The 20,101-nt window shown below is 39.7% G+C and carries 17 protein-coding genes; 2 read left to right on the top strand and 15 right to left on the bottom strand.

All coding sequences use genetic code 11. The features are described from left to right. Position 1: 1 nt before the first annotated feature. From J5A74_04545 to rfbC, 9 genes are read right to left on the bottom strand one after another with little or no spacing between them, the layout of a single operon-like run. Positions 2–2,227, bottom strand: coding sequence for a glycosyltransferase family 39 protein (locus tag J5A74_04545; GenBank protein ID QUI96578.1), 2,226 nt, complete (start codon positions 2,225–2,227; stop codon positions 2–4). Beyond that, positions 2,211–2,990: a glycosyltransferase family 2 protein gene (locus J5A74_04540; GenBank protein QUI96577.1), complete on the bottom strand. Its 780-nt coding sequence runs from the start codon at positions 2,988–2,990 to the stop codon at positions 2,211–2,213. Before J5A74_04540 ends, J5A74_04545 begins: the two co-directional genes overlap by 17 nt. An 8-nt stretch (positions 2,991–2,998) precedes the next feature. Further along, the gene (locus J5A74_04535) at positions 2,999–3,628 is read right to left on the bottom strand and encodes an SIS domain-containing protein (GenBank protein QUI96576.1); all 630 of its coding nucleotides are present in this window, start codon (positions 3,626–3,628) and stop codon (positions 2,999–3,001) included. Position 3,629: 1 nt separating this feature from the next. Then, on the bottom strand, positions 3,630–4,712 hold the full coding sequence (locus tag J5A74_04530; GenBank protein ID QUI96575.1) for a GHMP kinase: 1,083 nt from the start codon (positions 4,710–4,712) through the stop codon (positions 3,630–3,632). 11 nt (positions 4,713–4,723) lie between these two features. Further along, on the bottom strand, positions 4,724–5,848 hold the full coding sequence (locus tag J5A74_04525; GenBank protein ID QUI96574.1) for an AI-2E family transporter: 1,125 nt from the start codon (positions 5,846–5,848) through the stop codon (positions 4,724–4,726). Then, the gene (locus J5A74_04520) at positions 5,848–9,645 is read right to left on the bottom strand and encodes a glycosyltransferase (GenBank protein QUI96573.1); all 3,798 of its coding nucleotides are present in this window, start codon (positions 9,643–9,645) and stop codon (positions 5,848–5,850) included. The genes J5A74_04525 and J5A74_04520 overlap by 1 nt, the downstream gene beginning before the upstream one ends. Next, the gene (locus tag J5A74_04515) at positions 9,632–10,978 is read right to left on the bottom strand and encodes an ABC transporter ATP-binding protein (GenBank protein ID QUI96572.1); all 1,347 of its coding nucleotides are present in this window, start codon (positions 10,976–10,978) and stop codon (positions 9,632–9,634) included. The genes J5A74_04520 and J5A74_04515 overlap by 14 nt, the downstream gene beginning before the upstream one ends. A gap of 17 nt (positions 10,979–10,995) precedes the next feature. Beyond that, on the bottom strand, positions 10,996–11,808 hold the full coding sequence (locus J5A74_04510; GenBank protein QUI96571.1) for an ABC transporter permease: 813 nt from the start codon (positions 11,806–11,808) through the stop codon (positions 10,996–10,998). Between the two features lie 9 nt (positions 11,809–11,817). Beyond that, positions 11,818–12,375 carry a dTDP-4-dehydrorhamnose 3,5-epimerase gene (gene rfbC / locus J5A74_04505; protein ID QUI96570.1) on the bottom strand — a complete coding sequence of 186 codons (558 nt, stop codon included), beginning with the start codon at positions 12,373–12,375 and terminating at the stop codon, positions 11,818–11,820. Between the two features lie 274 nt (positions 12,376–12,649). On the opposite strand from rfbC, the gene J5A74_04500 reads away from it, so the two are divergent. Continuing rightward, positions 12,650–13,537, top strand: a complete 888-nt coding sequence (locus tag J5A74_04500; protein QUI96569.1) for a cell wall-binding protein — start codon at positions 12,650–12,652, stop codon at positions 13,535–13,537. 76 nt (positions 13,538–13,613) lie between these two features. Here the strand turns inward: J5A74_04500 and J5A74_04495 are convergent, their stop codons facing one another. Genes J5A74_04495 through J5A74_04470 form a run of 6 tightly spaced genes read right to left on the bottom strand, consistent with a single transcriptional unit; the run spans position 13,614 to position 19,595 of the window. Further along, entirely contained in the window at positions 13,614–14,735 is a 1,122-nt protein-coding gene (locus tag J5A74_04495) for a cation transporter (GenBank protein ID QUI96820.1), read from the bottom strand. Positions 14,736–14,751: 16 nt separating this feature from the next. Further along, positions 14,752–15,945: an aspartate aminotransferase family protein gene (locus J5A74_04490; protein QUI96568.1), complete on the bottom strand. Its 1,194-nt coding sequence runs from the start codon at positions 15,943–15,945 to the stop codon at positions 14,752–14,754. Continuing rightward, a complete protein-coding gene (gene argB, locus J5A74_04485; protein QUI96567.1) occupies positions 15,945–16,820 on the bottom strand; it encodes an acetylglutamate kinase in 876 nt (291 codons plus the stop codon). The genes J5A74_04490 and argB overlap by 1 nt, the downstream gene beginning before the upstream one ends. A 12-nt stretch (positions 16,821–16,832) precedes the next feature. Further along, the gene (gene argJ / locus J5A74_04480) at positions 16,833–18,065 is read right to left on the bottom strand and encodes a bifunctional glutamate N-acetyltransferase/amino-acid acetyltransferase ArgJ (GenBank protein ID QUI96566.1); all 1,233 of its coding nucleotides are present in this window, start codon (positions 18,063–18,065) and stop codon (positions 16,833–16,835) included. Between the two features lie 25 nt (positions 18,066–18,090). Next, a complete protein-coding gene (locus J5A74_04475; GenBank protein QUI96819.1) occupies positions 18,091–18,519 on the bottom strand; it encodes a GNAT family N-acetyltransferase in 429 nt (142 codons plus the stop codon). A 35-nt stretch (positions 18,520–18,554) separates the two neighbouring features. Further along, complete coding sequence (locus J5A74_04470; protein QUI96565.1) at positions 18,555–19,595, bottom strand: N-acetyl-gamma-glutamyl-phosphate reductase; 1,041 nt, start codon at positions 19,593–19,595, stop codon at positions 18,555–18,557. A gap of 205 nt (positions 19,596–19,800) precedes the next feature. Between J5A74_04470 and J5A74_04465 the strand changes: the two genes are divergently transcribed. Further along, on the top strand, positions 19,801–20,049 hold the full coding sequence (locus J5A74_04465) for a hypothetical protein (protein ID QUI96564.1): 249 nt from the start codon (positions 19,801–19,803) through the stop codon (positions 20,047–20,049). Positions 20,050–20,101 lie beyond the last annotated feature (52 nt).

The following is a 20,101-nucleotide window of genomic DNA, read 5'->3' as shown; positions in this document are numbered from 1 at the left end:
CCTACTCTATTGTTCCTGGAATGTATTGATACAAGGTTTTATTTCCCTCATGAATAACACTCTTTAAACTTCCATCTTCCCTCATATATCCCACAATATCGGAAGCCCTTGAATGATCCTTTAAAAAGCTGTCGGTCACATAGACATAGTCTATCTGTGCCCATTCCAAATACTCCTTAAAAAACTTTAATCTTGACACTACACCTGGATTTCCGCCACTTCCCTCAATGTCTGTGTAACTCATCACACTGCAAGGAAACAAAAGACCATCCGGCTGTTCAGCAATCGAAAGCATTCTTGTTCTTGGCGATGTAGACAATAATTGATATATGTTATAATCATTGCTCTTTTTTGTCGCCTCAATTCTTTGCTTTCTGTGATCAAAAAAACCATAAGATGTTCTCGTCACTGGTGTCATTCCAAAACTTCCAGCCCAATTCGTAATACTGCACAATATCACTGAAAAAACAAATGCTGGAACAAGTCCCACATTCAATATCTGAATTGATCTTCCATCAAAAAGCACAGGAAATAGACGCTCCACAAAGAGAATAATCACAACAGCATACAGTAGAACAAAGTAATTTCCATCCACCTGATACAAATTTTTGAGTGCATATAAACTTGCCACAAGGAGAGCCAAAAAGAGAATGGTCAAATACCCCTCCTCTTTCGTTCTTCTTTTTTTCAGCAAAGTCAACAACAAAATCAAAACCATCATACCAAACAAAGCAGTCGGAGCCGCAATGAGAATGTGGCGCATATCATCGCCCATCGGAGCGATAAATAGCCCAAAGAGCCGATGCAAATATTGTACTGTCGCACTGACTCCCTCCTGTGCTCCTTTACTCGATGGAAGTTTTGCTGTGACAAATGGATATTTGACCTGCATTCCCATCTTTTCCCACAAGCTCCCAAAAATAGAAGTAATGGGAAAGCCTGTGAGCCAAAATGTGCGAAGCCATACCAAAACTACAGCCAAAAAGGTAGGAAGCCCAAATAGCCAAATACCCGTTTTTTCCTTTAGACAAAATGTTTTTGTACAGAGTAAATAAATGATGGTGACCAAAAAGATTGTGCCAGAAAAAAATATACTTGTTGGCTTTAGGACAAGAGAAAAGAGAAGTGCAGTTCCTGCCCAAATCAAATGCCGTCCATTCATTTTTTTCTTTTCTTCCTTTAAATGCTCAAGAATGTCGCTGACAAAAATCAATTGAACAAATAATGTCGCAATATCTGTCTTTGCAGAAACACTCATATTGGTAATCCCCGGAATACTTGCCGCAATCGTCATGGCCAACATTCCCGCCATCATTCCACATTCCTTTTTGACAATATCATAAATCATTGCAAGAACGGCCACACATAAAATTACAGAAAAGGCAAGAACAAAACCATAACTAATATCATAATTGAGTGGCATCAACAAGATTTCCTGTCCTTTGGGATAGACATAGACATCATTGGCAAACCCCAATTTTTCATAGATGCCACGCCCATTATTTAAAATAAATTTCGTGCGCAGACCATAGTGCAAACTGTCATAATCAAGTGCAATATTCATTCTCCCCGCCTGCAATAATAAAATCACCAAGATAAAGCCAATCCAAAAATAAAAGAGGAAACGATGACGATATAAAAACTCCCTCTCCCTATCTTCTAATACATTGACAAAATGAATTGGCGTAATGCGGGCATTGGAAAACAAGAGATAAAATAAAATGGCAACAACAATAATTCCAAGAGTGCAAATGCGAATCACTCGATATTCTCCAATTCCAAATAAGGAAATCACACAAATAAAGAGAATATACAAAACACTCCCCACCAAAAAGTCATGGGAAATGCGAAGCATCCCACTCGAGGTCTTCCACCCTTCCTCTTTTCTATAAAATAAAAGAATATCCTCTCCGATAACCACCAGTCCAAAAAAATATAATCCTGCAGTCAGAATTGGAAGAAGTGCCTGATGTAACCACAATACCACCATAACCACAAATGTCACGCCATAAATTTTTCCTGACCCTGGTAAGAAAAACAGGCATAGCTCCAAACAAATAAAGAGCAGCACAAGTTCAACCAGCATATTTATGCTTGCTTGATCATATAACCGCTCTATAAAACCTAAGTTTCCATCAAACACAAAATATGCCCCCACCAATGTAAAAGCAATTGCAGAAATAGAGAGCAGAGATATCCACCCTCTTTGATTATGAATACGCTCCATAGGATCTCCTATACATTTTTTTTACTATGGCAGAAATTGGCTTTGGTAGGAGCTGATCAAATATTTCTGCCTCCTCCTTCTCTCTGCGGTGATCCACAATGGCGGCCTTTGTCTCTGCCCCATCGTGGACACGGTACATAATCATTGGCTTTTCTACTAACACAAAGCGTCCTGGTTTTTTTGCCAATTTAATCAATACCTCCCAGTCGAGCACAAAACTATAATCAGAAATAAATAGATTTTCTCCACAAAGTTTCTTATTGTAGGCACAACTTGGACAAATTACAGGATTGCCAAAACGCAGAGCCAACATCTTTATCCCTGTCTTATCCGCCTGATTGCGAAATCGCAACGGAAGACGCAAAAGTTTTTTTACAATTTCTACACTGCCAAAACTAATGAGCTTTCCCTTCTTCAATGTCACAGAGGCCGCTGTAAATAGACTCATATCTGGGTATTTCTCATACATACTTAATAAAGTTTGTGTGTAATCCTTTAAATATAAATCATCTTGATGGGCGATGGTCACCAATTCTGTCATCGATTTTTCATAGGCAAAATTCCAATCCGCACTAATATTTCCACCCGCCTCATTGACATAGACATCAATCTGATACTTATCGGCCACTTGATAGATATAATCATTTGGTGTGGAAGTACAAAGAATAATGTCCGACGGCACAGTCTGTGCAAGAAGAGACCGAATACATGCTTCTAAGTAAGGTGATGCCTTGTAGGCACAAATTGCAAATGTATGTTTCATCACATCACCTACTTAAAAAATTTATCTTCCAACTGTAAACAGAGTGCATGATAAATTGGCAAATGTAGTTCCTGAATTTGATAAGTCTTTTGATTAGGGACAACAATACTGACATCGGCAATAGCTCGAAGTTTTCCCCCATCTTTTCCACTGAGCAAAACCACAGGCATATCCTTTGCCCTAGCTGTCAGTGCCGCATAAATCAAATTCTTGGAATTTCCTGATGTCGAAATGGCAAGTAGGACATCCCCTTCATCACCATATCCATTGACTTGCTGTGCATAGGTCATTTCTGGATCTACATCATTGGCAAATGCTGTAGAAAGTCCCGCATGCCCTGTAATTGCAATGGCACGCAATGAGGATTGAAGTCCATTGGCTAGCTGTTTGCCAAGTTCTTGATCTAATCCAAGAAGTCTCTCCTGCATCGTCTTTGGAATTTCTCTCTTCTTGACAAACCCCTTCATCAACTCCCCCACAATATGCTCTGCATCTGCACAACTTCCGCCATTGCCACCCACAAGAAGTTTTTTGTGATTTGTATATGCCCTTTCCAGCACTTGATATGCTGTGCGAATTTCATTTTCGACAGAAGCAAGCACTGGGTAGCGCTCTATTAACTGTGCAATATAGTCCATTTTATTCCTCCCTTTTCACATCAAAACAATAGGCCTTTCTTGCTGTGTGCACATTCACCTCCTTGTAATCCCATCGATCTTCATTTGTGATCCAACTCTGTGCACCACGCAATTCAAAATTCCAATCCATAATCTGACCGCCCATTTTCTCTAGGCTTGCCGCCACCTTGTGACGCACATTATATGGACAAAAGATAAGTAAAAAACCTCCACCGCCAGCGCCCAAAAGCTTTCCACCAATGGCTCCCTCTTCCTTAGCCTTTCGATAGAGTGCATCAATTTCTGGATTGGAAATTTTGTCGCTCATTCGCTTTTTGCTCTCCCAACTGTAGTCGAGAAGTTTTCCAAAGCTGTAGAGATTGCCTTTTAAAAGTTCGTCCTTCATCGCATAGGCCAGAGCCTTGACCTCACACATTGCCTCAAAAGGATCCTTTTTCTTAAAGTTCTTAACTTGATCATCAATAATATTCGCCGATACATGGACTTTTCCTGTATAGCACATCAAGAGATTGTACTGCAATTCATTGATAATTTCCCGCTTAATGCGCAATGGATTGACCACAACATTATTTCTTCCATGAAATTCAATAAAATTAAATCCACCAAATGTCGCCGCATATTGATCTTGATAGCCACCTGAAATACGAAGATCTTCTCTTTCCACCTGAAAAGCCAAATCGGCCATCGCATATTGATCAAGATCCTTTCCCTGCCACTTGGCCATGGCCGTCAAAAGGGCAACCATTACGGTAGAACTTGTGCCTAGCCCCGATCCCGGTGGCGCATCACACTGCAAATATACTTCGCAGCCTTTTTTAATCTTCATTGCCTTGAGTGCAGCCTTGACCAAATCCAATTTTCCATCATAGACAAAGTTTTCATTTGTATTATACTTTACGGTCATATCAAAGTCCAAGGAATGAACGATAATCTGATTGTCATCTCGTGGAACAATGGAACAATAGGCATACTTATTAATTGTTGAACCAATAATGGCTCCGCCTTCCTCTTCGCAAAATGGTGCGACATCTGTTCCACCACCACCAAAACTAATGCGAAGTGGTGCCTTTGATCGAATTACCATACTCTTTCTCCTTATTCATCCTTCCGCTTAGGTGTCCTCGCAATCCATTCTCGTACTAGTTGATATGCGGCCGCAGTGAGCGGAATAAAATATAAAATTCCTGAAACTCCAAATAATCCACTGCCCAAAATTACTGATGCAAAAACCCAAATTCCCGGCAATCCAATAGACTTTCCGACAACCCTAGGATAAATGAATTGATTTTCGATTTGCTGTAATATCTGCAAATAGATAAAAAATCCAATAGCACGCAGTGGACTCTCTGTAAAAATCATTAAAAAGCCAAAAATCATCCCAATATATGCACCAAAGACAGGAATAATTGCGGTCACACCAACTACTACGCCAATCATTACCGCATAGGGAAAGCGAAAAATCAACATTCCCAGCGTGCACAATACACCCAGAATCACAGCCTCTGTGCACTGCCCCACAATAAAGCTGTGAAAACTTGCATCAACCACTTTAATCACATGCTCCAAATTGCTTTTTACCCTTGGTCGAATCAATCGACTTGCCAACAATTCTATATTCTGAAATATTTTTTCCTTTGAGGACAGAATGTAGAGTGCAAAGATCAAAGCCATAAAAATACTAATCGTCTTTCCCAAAGTGTAGCCCACAACACCAATGGCACTCATCGCATTGCTTGCCGCACCACCTTTTAACCATTCCAATCCCTGCATGAGCATCTGTGAGAGTTGATTTTCATTTACAGGTTCCTTAATCCATTCCTGCATCACATAGCGATAGATTTCGGTGTCTTGATATTTCTGTGCCCATGTCAATAATCCATCATATAGATCGGGAATTTGCACGACAAGTCTAGTGATGGCCTGCTGAACTTGAGGTAAAATCATCCCCAGCAAAAGAGCAATGATCAGCAAAAGCGTGACCAAAGTCAAAATAATGGCCATCACCCGCTTGCCCTTTTTTATTCTCTTTAACAACTTGCCCTCATAAAAACTCATTAAAATATTAAAGACATAGGCCATGGCAATTCCTATAATGAGGGGAGAAGCAATCTTGATTGCTCCCCCCACAAATTTCATCAATACATCCACATACTTAATAGCCAAGTAGAGTAAAAATAAAAGAATGCCATAAGGTGCAATACTCTTTAACTTTTCACGCACTATTCAAATTCCTCCGAAATTACAGACCATGCAGCATCCACACTGTTTTGCTCCTTGATATAGTCAAGGGCTGTCTGACTCATCTTTTGTAGACGACGAATATCCTGATATAGAGAGACAACCGTATTTGCAAATTCTTCTGGATCATCCACCACTTCCATAATCCGCTGTGCATAGGGAATACCTTCTGCACCCGTCGAAGTCGTCACAATGGCGCTTCCATTGTGAAGTGCTTCAATGACTTTTCCCTTGACTCCTGCACCATAGCGAAGAGGTACAACAACGAGGCGATTCTTTTGATACAAATTTTCTAATTCCTCATCTGTGACAAATCCCTTAAAAATAATGCCCTGCTCTGGGTTGTGTAGGGCCTTAATTTCATCACTGGCCTTTGAACCCACAATATAGAAATTAACCTTTAATTTTTCTCGAATCAATGGGAAAATTTCATTCACAAACCAAAGTACAGCATCTGCATTTGGTGGATGGGCAAAACCACCAACAAACAAAAGTCCCTCATTCTCCTCATAGTTTTTATCGCAATGGTCAATAAACTCGTCATAGACATAGGCTGTAATGGCCTTGACCTTAATTTCAGGGTCAATGTCATGAATACATTCGACCTCGACCTCAGACGGATAATAGCTCATATCGGCTTTTTCCATTAGCATAAACTCAATACTCTTCCAATATTCACTTGACTCAAGTAACTTTGGATCTCCTGTCAACTGATACTCCCTGTACTCTCTCAAAAAGTGCAAGTCGTGACCATAGTAAACTACCTTTAAATCTGTGTGCTCCTTGATAAAATCAATATACTTTGTAGCAATATGTGGGCGGTTCAAATACACCAAATGAAGATCATGCTGATGCCTTTCAATCCACCCCCAAATATCTCCTGCCATCTTTGAACCATATAAAACCTCAATGCCCATTTGCTCCAATGTGCTCGTATATGGTTCTTCGTGTGCAAAATTATCTCCTAAAAACTTGACAATATAGCCCTTCTTGACCAACATCTTTAAGTACTGGAATGTCGTCTTTGAACCTGCATCCTTGTCATAAGTTGGCACATAGTGATCAACAAAGAGAATAATCTTTTTCCCCTTGCTTCTCTCCCTCGCACGGAATGGATCAGGTGTTCCAATATTTTCATATTGAAGAGCAAATTCTTTTGCCCACTTTTCCTTTAACTTTATTGAATTTTCCACCTGATAGCGCTTTAGTCCACTTCCATTGACATCCGTTCCATTGGAAATTCCCTCAAAGTGAGTGACCACAGAAGCTGGCTGATAGCACACTCGATATCCCGCCTTTCTCACCTCAAAAGCTAAATCTGAATCTTCACAATAGGCGGGTGCAAATCTCTCATCAAACCCTCCAATTTGCTTCCACAAATGATAACTCAAAAGGATGGCTGCCCCCGAAATATAATCGACATCCTTGACATAATTGTATTCGCAGTCATCAGGATCTTGCAATCTTCCATAATTCCATCCAGACCCATCACTCCAAATAATGCCACCAGCTTCCTGTAACTGCCCCGTAGGATAGACCAGTTTTGAGCCAACCATTCCAATACTCTCATCAGATTCAATCAACTCCACCAAAGAAGACAACCACCTTGGATGAACCTTGGTGTCATTGTTTAAAAACATGATATATTGCCCCTTTGCCTTCTTTGCTGCCTGATTGCAGTTTTTTAAAAATCCCTGATTTGTCTCATTTCTACTGATGACAATTCCCTCCACAAATCGGTCAAGTTCCTTTGTCGCATCAGTAGAGACATCATCGGCAATAATGACTTCATAGGTAACATCCTTTGTGTTTTCAAGAATAGAGGCCAGGCAGGCATAGGTGTAGTGAATCTGATTATACACAGGAATAATAATGCTGACCTTTGGATTTTCTTCCACAGCAAATTGCAATTTTCCGTACTTTGTATAATCCTCCCCGACCTTAAAATCGCCTTCAATCAGATTTCTTCCCTTCTTGGTCAATTTTAATTTTAAATATTGACCTGGATGAGTAAAGGCAAGCTTTCTATACTTTAATTTTTTCCTTCCCTCACTGCCCTCAGGGTATTTTTCATCAATCTTCTTATGCAACTTTCTCTTTACTCTTGTCATCAAAGAGAGATGATTTCCGTAATAATTGACTAACTTCGAGAGCTCCACATTTTCAGCACGAAGATTTTCAATAATGGCCTCCAAATTGGTGACATGGTTATCCGTCAGTCGCTTAACCTCTGTCATCTTTCGAATGGTTGTATCTCTCTCTTTGACAATCTTTTTTATACCTTCCATCTGCCCAATGGCAATATTTCTCTCTCTCACCAAATGGTTCATCAATTTGTCTGTCTTTGGCTCGACAATGTAATTATCCAAATAAATCTTTTGATTGTCACCGTGAACTTTGCTTTGAAATTCCTGTTCCTCTTTTTCAAAGCGCTTCATTTCATCAATGGAAATATCAAAAAGTTTCATAAATTCCCATTCTTTTCTCAAATAGAGCCTATGCTTAAAGCTCTCAAAAAAGGCGTGCAATGCACGGTAGCAAGTATATTTTCTCTCCAAGGTCTTGTCTTCCACCCACTCATAGTCAATGCCGACTAGACCATTCTTTGCAATAATGAAATTATCAAAAATTGCATCGTGATTGGCGGTTCCCGATTTTCCATTAATCCAGTTGAGTGCCTCATTAATTTTATCCACAGGTACTTCGCCATCTTTAATTTCTCGCCCAAGTAGTGTCGTAAATGTTTCTCCCATAATAAATGGAAAACGTGCGGACATTCCATCTGCCGAAATATCAGCCTTTAAATAACTCACTCTCGTCTCTTCTTTGCTCAGCCTTTCATACTTATCTTCAAAAGACAAAATATGCTTTTTCCCTGCCTCATCCAGTGCTGCCTTGACAACACTCAACTTTCCATGTTCATCCCGCTCAATTACAGTCTTAATGCGAAGGGCGTCCTGACGGGTTCGATTGTATTTGACAAAAATTGCACGCTCTGGCTTTCCACCAATGACAATAAAGGAATTGACCATATTGACAAAATCTCCCGTGTCCCCCGATTGAGCAAACTTGGTAGCAATATCCACATTGAGATACTTCGGATAATTATACGCAGGAAGATAGCGAGAAATCTCTCCCTTTTTTGGAAGACAATCGTCTGAATAGATGGAAAATGGCAGGCGATAATCATAAATGGGATAATAAAAATGCATCTCATTCATCCCTGCACTCTTCATCAATTGTCGAATTTCAAACTTGCTCAATTGTTCCTCATTCGATTGTGTTCCAGCCAAAAATTGAATGCCAAAGCGATTATCCACACAAAAAATGAATTTTCCATGATCTGCCAACAATCTGTTCACAGAGCGAAAAGTCGACGGCTCGGTTACACACTCCCCCTCACCATGTACATTTCCAAACAATATGATATAGTCAAACTGTGTGTTCTTGCTAAAACCGGCAATGCTCCCCTTAAAAAAATGAAGTTGTTCCTCACTGACATCATACCGCTCAGAAATAAAATCTAAATTCTCCTGTTTCTTATCAATGACGGTGACATCCAAGCCTTTTTTCAACAGGCTGCCAACGACAGCACCAAAGCGGTCATTGATCACTAGGACTTTTCTCCCTCTTTGGAAGTCAATCCACTCAATTGCACCCTCTCTTTGATTAGAAAAGGCATAGAGATTTTCAAGACTTGGATGCTCTGTCAAAAGTTTCTTTTCATCTGATCCATAAATCTTTAATAATGCCTCTGCTGTAAGGCTACTTTTTTCCATGAGCACCTCCCTCATAATAATTTACGGTAACCTCAGGCTCCATATCATAGACACCTACCGTATTTTTATTGGAAATCACCGTAATATTGGCTACATCATAGAGTCGATGGTAGACGGTGTGTGTACCATTTTCAAACCCTGTACAACTCATTGAAAGTAGATACTCCCCACCCTGCAAAGTCATTTTTTGGCGAAACTCCACTTCATAGGTGTCACCATCTTTGACAGAATGCACATCACTTCCCTCATAGAGGGTATTGGTTCCTGTCAAATCCATTCCCTTTTTATCTTTTATTGTATATGTAAAAATAGGATTTTCAATATTTGCAAAGAAGCGAATTCGCTCTCGAATGGTAAAGTATTCTCCTTTTAGGAGCATATTGGTGACATCACCTTTCTCATCAAGAAGTCCAAGGTCATAGATTTCTGCACGACCATCGCCATACTCGGTCACATTCGGATTGAGTGTCAACTTCTCTTTCATCAAGTTTCCACTCTCTACACTGAAATCGTCCTTCTTTGGCTCGGCATCTGTGCCAAAAGTATACGCCTTTTCAAATTTTTCTTCTGTCAATTCTCTCTCCACATCGTCGAGACGATTGGCAAGAATTTTTTTATAGAGATCCACCATATGCCCCGGTGCTCCTTCGGCAACAAAAGCTCCTCGATTGAGCAACACTACCTTGTCACAGTACTTAATAATACTTCCCATGTCATGAGTGACCATCAAAACTGTGGTTCCCTTTTTTCGAATCTCATCAATTTTCTTGTAGCACTTTGCTTGAAAGAAGACATCTCCCACACTCAAGGCCTCGTCGACAATCAAAATTTCTGGTTCGACATTGATGGCAAGGGCAAAGGCCAATCGAACAAACATACCTGATGAATAGGTCTTTACTGGCTGATAGACAAAATCGCCAATGTCTGCAAAATTCAAAATTTCATCGAGCTTTTGGTCCATCTGCTCCTTAGAAAATCCCATCATCGTTCCATTCATATATACATTTTCAATACCTGTGTAATCCATATTAAAGCCTGCTCCAAGTTCAAGCAGTGCAGAAATATTTCCATCTACCTCCACCTTACCTGTGGTTGGTGACAAGACCCCTGTAATAATCTTTAAAATCGTTGACTTTCCTGAACCATTGGTTCCAATAATTCCTACAGTTGTCCCCTTTTCTACATCAAAACTAATTTTATCAAGTGCAAAGAACTTCTTGTGGTACTCTTTATGGGTTGGGCTTAACGCCTCCTTTAATCGATCAATCGGCTTGTCATACAGTCGATATACTTTCGTGACATCCTGCACGGATATCGCAAGATTATTTTGCATCCTTTTCTCCCCCCACACTACAATACATCTGATAAATGTGGTCTCAGTTTATGAAATACTTTCAATCCAATCATGAGCATGACGATTGTCCAAATCCAGAAATAAATGGTGAGCATTGGACGCTCAAAGAACCAATTTCCCTGAAGCATACTATCTCGGTATCCCATGACAATGTAATAAATTGGATTGATCTTTAACACACTATCCAACCACGCAGGTCGATTTTGAAACATTGTTGGATCCCACATAATCGGCACAAGCCACATACCAAATTGCAAGGCAATGCTGACAATCTGTGCCATATCCTTAAAAAATACATTGATGGATGCCGTAATGAGTGTCCAACCAAGCACAAATAAGGATAAAGCAAAGGTATAATAAATGAGCTGTATCCAAGTAACCTTTGGTAAACGACCAAAGCAAAAATACATTCCTATCATAATGAGTACAAAAATGCCATGCACAATTAAGCAAGAAATCAACTTAATTACTGGCAAAATTTGAACATTGAAAACTACTTTTTTAACGAGATAATCATACTCCTGCAAGCAACTTGTCCCCGTGTTCATTGCCTCAGCAAAGTAAAACCAAGGTACAATTCCTGGCACAAGCCAAAGAACATAGGGCGCTCCCGGCACTGGAGGAACACTTTTAAATCCCATCTGAAAGATGGCAAAATAAATAAATACCGTGACAACTGGTTGCACAAACATCCACACAATGCCAAAATAAGAACCTACAAAACGCTTTTTAAAATCTGCCTTTGCCAGTTCCCAAATCAATTTTCTATTCTTTTGCAAATCCTTGAACAGTCCAATGAGATTCTTCATCTTTGCTCCTTATGAAAAATGGAATGTATGTGCTAAATCATTCCACTTTGTATCTTTTTCTGATAAATTAATTTCCATTCCCTCTGCAATTGGCCATTCAATTCCAATAGATGGATCATTCCAAATAATTCCACCCTCATCGCCTGGATGATAAAAATCTGTACACTTATAGGCAAACTCTGCCTCATCGGATAATACCAAAAAGCCATGAGCAAAACCCTCAGAAATATAAAATTGCTTTTTATTTTCTGCCGAAAGCACCACGCCAAACCATTTTCCATATGTCTTTGAATGTTTTCTCAAATCTACAGCCACATCAAAAACTTCCCCACGCAGTACACGAACAAGCTTTCCCTGTGGATGCTCCTTTTGAAAATGTAGCCCACGCAATACTCCCTTGACAGACATGCTCTGATTGTCCTGTACAAATTTCATATTCAGTCCAGCTTCCTCAAAATCTCTCTGATTGTAGGTTTCCACAAAGTATCCTCTTGCATCTGGAAACACCGTTGGCTCGATAACATAAAGTCCATCAATTTCACAATTCGTTACTGTAATCTTACCCATTCTTTTCTCCTATTTCTTGATTGCATTTTATTCCATTTTCTATGGTCAAGCCATAAATCTATCTTTTAAGTATAGCTTAAATCCTTCCTTTCGTCTAGCGTATCGGGAGATTGTTTTGCTCTTCTGAGATTTAAAAGTCCACTTACTATTTTGGGTTCTTCAAATTTATTTAATTTTTTCTTTCTTTTTTCTTAATAAATTATTGACTCCCCTGAGCAATTATAGTATTCTTAAGCTAATATAGAACATATACAATAAAAAGGAGGAAACCATTATGAGGAAATTAGCTTTATGTCTTATTTCAGCAGCTGTGACCATCGCCACAACAACCAGCGTATTCGCTGCTAGCCCTTGGTACAAGGACGATGGAAAATGGCGCTATATTCAAAATGGTCGCCGCTTTGCTCAGGATGAATGGGTAAATGACAATGGCTCTTGGTACTATATTGACCAACTTGGATTTATGAGTACTGGCTGGAAGGATCTAAGAGGAACTTGGTACTACTTAGATGACAGCGGTAAAATGGTCGCCAATCGCTGGATTGGCAATTACTATCTTGGCTCAAATGGTGCAATGCTCACTAACACCACAACTCCAGATGGATACAAGGTTGGTGCCGATGGTGCATGGCTCTCTGGCAATACACAATCCTCTACTGGTCAAGTTAAGCTAGATGAAGCAAGAGCCGCTGCTGTTGTTGCCAAACATGATTATTACAAGAATTGCTCCAAAGAGCAAGCCAACCAAGCAGATGATGTGGCACGAAAGATCGCCATCCGAGTTCTCTCTGATTCTTCTTTGACTACAGATTTAGCCAAAGTCAGAAAAGCTGCATCCATTATTTACAGAGAATATATTCTCAGTAATCAGTACGGAACTGATGCTAACAAATATTATCGGAGTCCTTATGGTGTTTTTGTTGCCCATGTCTCCACCTGTGCAGGAGGAACAAGAGCACTAGGACGAGTTCTTGACTTTATGGGATACGACTGGACACATGCCAATCCAAATTCTTGGACACATCAATGGTGCATACTTCAAATGGATGGAAAAACAGGTTATGCTGATGCCATGGGATATGGCTGTGGATTCGATCAGCATCCATATCTCTCCAAAGATATGAGTAAGGTCTATGAAGACGAACAAAATGGACTTTACTAATTAATGTCCCATTTATTCTAAAGGGCGTGAAAAAATGAAGATTCATTTTTTTCACGCCCTTTTATCTTCTATATCATTAATCGCTGTAATCTGTATCCATTACAATTTCCACATCAAATTCTGGATACTTTTCTTTGATTTCTTGACTGACATGATCATAGATCGCATGGCGATCCTTCGCCTCAAATCCCACAATCATATCAAATTGAATTTTCATCTTCTCAAAATCAATATAAAATCCATGCATCTGTAAGACATGCTCATGTCCCATCACAATATCTCGTATCTGCTTACGAATTTCAGCTGCCTTGTCATCCTTTGTGTTGACTGAATAAATGCCCACAGCTGCCATGACAATCTTACAGGAATGATATACCTTATCATTAATTTCTCTTGTCATTGTATCAATCTGATCAGCACTAAAAGTGTCAGGTACCTCAATATGTGCTGTCGCAAGGATTAGATTTGGGCCATAGTCATTAAAAATCAAATCATATACTGCTTTGACACCATGAACCGATTGAATAACCTCTTTCACCTTCTTTGAAGTTTCTGCATTGGCCCGCTGACCAAGGATTAGGCTAATGGTATCATTGAGCATTTCAAAACTTGATTTAATTAAAAGTATGGCGATGACTGCTGCCAAATAGGCCTCTAGTCGAAAACCTGTGAGCAAGAAGATGATTGCCGCTAATATAGTAGTCGTTGAAATAATGGCATCAAATTTTGCATCAGCACCAGAAACAATTAGTGCATCTGATCCCACTTTTTTTCCCACTTTTCCCACATAATTTCCAAGTAAAAGTTTAATTACCACAGCCACTACTACAATCACCAGTGACACCGGTGTATAGTTTACCTGTGCTGGATGAAGAATAGATTTTATAGCCTCAATCAGTGCACTAATACCGGCATATAGCACAATGACAGCAATAATAATTGCTGCCAAATATTCATATCGCCCATGTCCATAGGGATGCTTTTTATCTGGTGACTTTCCTGCCAGTTTCGTGCCAATAATGGTAATCACCGATGAGAGCACATCACTCAAATTATTTACTGCATCCAAAGTAATGGCAATCGAGTGAGTCAAAATGCCCACCATAAACTTAAACCCAGCCAAAAAAATATTGGCAACAATACCAATGATACTCGTTCTGACAATCACTTGATCTCTCTTGTCAGAACTTCTCCTCATGCTCATAAAAATACTCCTAAAAATTTAATTTGGTCAACACACGATCTAATCTTGCCACTGCATCATCTACATTTTCTTTGGTAATGACTAAAGGAGGAATAAAGCGAATCACATGGCTACCCGCATTGATGAGCACCATCTTTTCTTCCAAAAGCACTTTTTGAATAATTTCGCCCACGGGAACATCAAATTCAAGCCCAAGCATCAAGCCACACCCTCTGCATTCCATAATATGTCCATGATGCTTTGACAATGTATTTAACTTTTCTTTGAGATATTCTCCCACCACTTTTGCATTCTCTGGAATTTGATCTTTTTCAAAAATGTCCAATACCTTTGCTGCTGCCGCACAGACCAAGGGATTGCCACCATAAGTACTTCCATGATCTCCAGGCTCTAATATGTTTACTGCCTTTCCTGCTGCCAAAAATGCACCAATGGGCACACCATTTCCAAGAGCCTTTGCCACCGTCATGACATCTGGTCGGATACCAAAGTTTTGCCAAGTGAAATATTTTCCTGTTCTTCCCATTCCACATTGAATTTCATCAAAAATCAAAATCAAATCATATTGATCGGCAAGATCTCTAAGTCCATTTAAAAATTCTTCTGTCGCTGGGTGAATTCCTCCTTCTCCCTGCAATGGTTCTACAATAATACCACAAGTTTTCTCTGAAACCAATGCTCTTACCGACTGAAGATCGTTGTATGTGGCAAATTTGACTCCTGGCAACAATGGCTCAAATGGCTCTCTGTAATGTGCATTGCCTGTGACCGAGAGTGCTCCAAATGTTCGTCCATGGAAAGAATGATTCATCGCAATCATTTCATAACAGTCCTTCCCATGCTTTTCCACACCATATTTTCTAGCAATCTTTAGTGCACCTTCAATCGCCTCTGTTCCAGAGTTGGTAAAAAAGACTCTCTCCATTTGAGAAACTTTTAATAGTTTTTCACTCGCCTCGATGGCTGGCTCATTATAAAAATAATTGGAGGTGTGCCAAAGTTTATCTACCTGCTCTTTTACTGCTTCCTGAAGTCCTGGATAATGATGACCAAGTCCCTGAACACCAATGCCAGAAAAAAAGTCAAGATAGGCATTGCCCTCAGTGTCATACAAAGTTACGCCATTTCCTCTGTCAAATACTACGGGATAGCGATTATAGGTCTTTAACAATTGCTGTTCTGCCCTTTGAATATTTTCTTCCATTAATTGTCCTCCCTCTCTCGCAAAATTGCTGTTCCAATTCCCTTATTGGTAAAAATTTCAAGTAACAGACAATGGGCAATCCTTCCATCCAGAATATGCACTCTGCTCACACCACTCTCTAAGGCATCGATGCAATTGGTCAACTTTGGAATCATTCCACCGCCAATGCCATCACTTTGAATAAATTTTCTCGCTTCTTCCACAGTCATCTCTGAAATCAATGAACTCTTATCTGAAAAATCGCGATAAATTCCTTCCACATCGGTCAAAAAGGCCAGTTTTTCTGCCCCCACAGCCTTTGCAATGGCACAGGCAGCATCATCTGCATTGATATTGTAGCTGTGACATTCGTTGTCATAGCCAATCGGGCAAATAATGGGTAAAAAATCTTTTTCGATTAGGTCATCAATTAATTGTGGATTGACCTTAGTAATCTCACCAACAAAACCAATGTCCTCGCCCTTACTCAATTTCTTTTCACATTCCAATAAATTTCCATCTTTTCCACTAATTCCGACTGCACGGATACCTAGGTCACTTACCAATTGAACCAAACTTTTATTTACACGATTTAATACCATCTCTGCAATTTCCATTGTCGGCTCATCCGTCACACGAAGACCATTGATAAACTTTGGCTCCATCCCCACCTTAGTAATCCACTTGCTAATTTCTTTTCCGCCGCCATGCACAATAATCGGCTTAAACCCAACTAATTTTAACAAAACAACATCTTGAATGACTTGTTTTTTCAATTCATCATCAAGCATAGCCGAACCACCATATTTGACAACAATGACCTTTCGATTAAATCGCTGAATATAGGGAATGGCCTCAATCAACACCTGTGCCTTTTGCATAATACTTAAATCCATCTTGCTTCTCCTCTAACTTCTATAATCTGCATTAATTCGAATATAGTCATAGGTCAAGTCACAACCCCAAGCTGTGGCTGTCTCCTCTCCCATTTGAATATCTACTAATGCTCTCACTTCCTTGGCTGAAAGAATATTAGTGGCATCCTCCTCGCTAAAATCAACCGCATTGCCGTCTTTATAGATCAAAATTTTTCCTTCATTGCTCTCAAACCAAAGTTCCATATGATCGGGATCAAACTTCTCTCCAGAATATCCAAGAGCACAGAGAATTCTTCCCCAGTTGGCATCATGTCCAAAGATGGCTGCCTTGGTCAAAGAGGAAGTTACTACTGACTTTGCCAGAGTTCTCGCCTGGTCCTTTGACTGTGCACCGACAACCTTGACTTCAAAAAGTGCCGTCGCTCCCTCGCCATCACCTGCCATCATCTTAACTAGTTCCACATTGATTTGATGTAGGGCTTCCTTAAATGTCGTATAGTCCTCTCCCTCACTGTCAATGAGCTTATTCTTTGCCTGACCATTGGCAAGAACAATAAAGGAATCATTTGTTGAGGTGTCACCATCAACACTGACCATATTAAAGGTATCCACAACATCTTCTCGAAGAGCCTTAAGAAGTAAAACCTTGTCAATGGCAACATCTGTGGTCACAAAGCCAAGCATTGTACACATATTTGGGTGAATCATGCCTGAACCCTTGCACATTCCGCCCATCTTTACTTTTGTCCCTGCAATTTCAAACTCAAGGGCAATCTCCTTCTTTATCGTATCCGTAGTCATAATGGCCTCTGCACTCAAGCTTGCACTCTCTAGACTATCCGATAAATTCTCTTTTAACTTGTGCACACCTGCCTTAATCTTTTCCATTGGCAACTGCTTTCCAATCACACCTGTAGAGGCAACCAAGACTTCTTCTGGCTTAATGCCAAGCACACTGGCTGCCTCATTGGCTGTCTGCTCGCAATAATCAAGTCCTTCTTTTCCTGTACAGGCATTGGCAATACCTGCATTCACCACAATGGCCTGCACCATTCCATCGCCATCAGTAATCTTTCTGTCCCAAACTACAGGTGCTGCCTTGACTAAGTTAGTCGTATATGTTCCTGCACTGACACATGGAGAATTTGAATAGACCATGGCCATATCCAGTCGATCAGTATACTTAATTTGTGCCATACAGCTTGCACTAAAAAATCCCTTTGCCGCCGTGACACCGCCTTCGATTTTTGTTATCTTTCCCATAACTTTTTATCCTTTCTCTATACTACTACACTATTCTTGCAATATTGTCATCATTGATCATATAGTCGTATCCATTGCTATCTTTTCGGATATTCCATCCCAATTTCTTCCAAAATTGATTGCCAACTTCATTTTGTGTAAAGGCGATGAGACTAACTCTAGAAATTTCTTCCCCTTCCAATTTCGCCAGACAATAATTGACCATCTCTTCTCCAATGCCACGCTGTCGATATTCTTCTCTCACACAGACATGATAAAATGATCCCTCTCTGCCATCATGCCCACACAAAATACTACCCACAATTTTTCCATCCGCCACAGCCACACAGCTAAGTCCTGGATTTCTTCGCAAAAAGCGACAAATTCGCTCCTGTCCATCATCAATTAGGCGAATTTTAAACCCCTTTGTATTCACCCAAACATCTCGCACCTTTTGATAATCGCTCTCCTTCATTGCTCTTACTGTTACCAAAACACTTCCTCCATCAATTATGGAAACATCGGAATTTGCTTCAATCCCATGTTTTCTTTGCATCCAAGCAAAATATTCATATTCTGCATTGCCTGTCCTGCAGCACCCTTGACCAAGTTGTCCATTGCCCCCATCATCACAACTCGATTTGTTCTCTCATCGAGCACCACATTGACATCGACAAAATTGCTGCCCTCGACAAATCTTGTCTGTGGACAATCTCCTTCTTTGAGCACACGAACAAATTCTTCATTGGCATAGGTATGTTCATAAATTTCTCTGATTTTTTCAATGCTCACCTTTTCTGTCAAGCTCGCATAGGCCGTCACCAAAATTCCTCTCATCATCGGCACAAGATGGGGTGTAAAACTAATGATAGTCTCCTTTCCAGAAATCCTACCCAATTGCTCCTCAATCTCTGGCGTGTGGCGATGTGTTGTCACACCATAGGCCTTGATATTTTCATTAACTTCGCAAAACAGATTGTCTACCTTGGCACTTCGTCCCGCGCCACTTGTTCCTGACTTGGCATCAATAATAATGGAAGACATATCAATCAGCCCTGCTTTTGCCAGTGGCATAATACTTAAAAAGGAACAAGTTGGATAACAACCTGGATTGGCAATTAATCTTGCGTTCTTTATTTTTTCTCTATTGATCTCTGGCAGCCCATACACCGCCTCCTCAATAAATTGTGGAGATAAATGCTCGATCTTATACCATTTTTCATAAGTCTTGACATCCTTAATTCGATAGTCTGCTGACAAATCAATGACTTTTGCCTTCCTCAAAATTTCTTCATCTAGTTTTCCTGCCAAAAAACCCTGTGGTGTTGCTGTGAAAATCACATCTGCAATTTCTGCAATTTGATGCAAATCATCATCTTTACAATCTTCTTCCACAATATGATATAAATTTTTATATATCGATGCAAAATCTTGATGGATGTAGCTTCTTGAACCATACCAAACAATTTCTATATCATCTCTTTGCATCAGGAGCCGAACTAATTCTGCTCCCGCATATCCCGTTGCTCCAACAATCCCTACTCTTATCATATTCGCCTCCACATCTTTTGATTGTATAATCATACAACTAATATAAATATTTATCAACTATAAATTTATAAAAAGGCAGAGCCTAAAAAGGAGCATAGCTTTAATACCTTATGTACATATAATTCTCTTACAAAAAATAATTATATAATGATTTTTTCTAAGTTTATAATGATTTTATATTGAATATATGATATATATATTATACATGAAAGATATTATCTCAGCCGATGCACCAGAAGAAATTTATATTTCACCTGTTGCTTGTCAAGGAATAATTAGAAGAGCAGAAGCAAAAAATAGTAAGATAAATTCTCGACTTAAAGAGGTTTTGCAATCTATATCATCTACAATGAGTATGGAAGAGATTGAAGCACTATCATTAAGACAACCTCGAGGAGCTGATAGTGGCATGGCAAAGTCTACACAATTAAATAAAATGGCATTTAGCGAATAAACAAAAAGCAACACACTCAGTGCGTTGCTTTTTGTGCAAAAATGCCTCTGCA

It is taken from the genome of Lachnospiraceae bacterium oral taxon 096, from assembly GCA_018141845.1.
GTDB lineage: Bacteria > Bacillota > Clostridia > Lachnospirales > Lachnospiraceae > F0428.
This window is presented reverse-complemented; position numbering and strand designations above follow the sequence as displayed.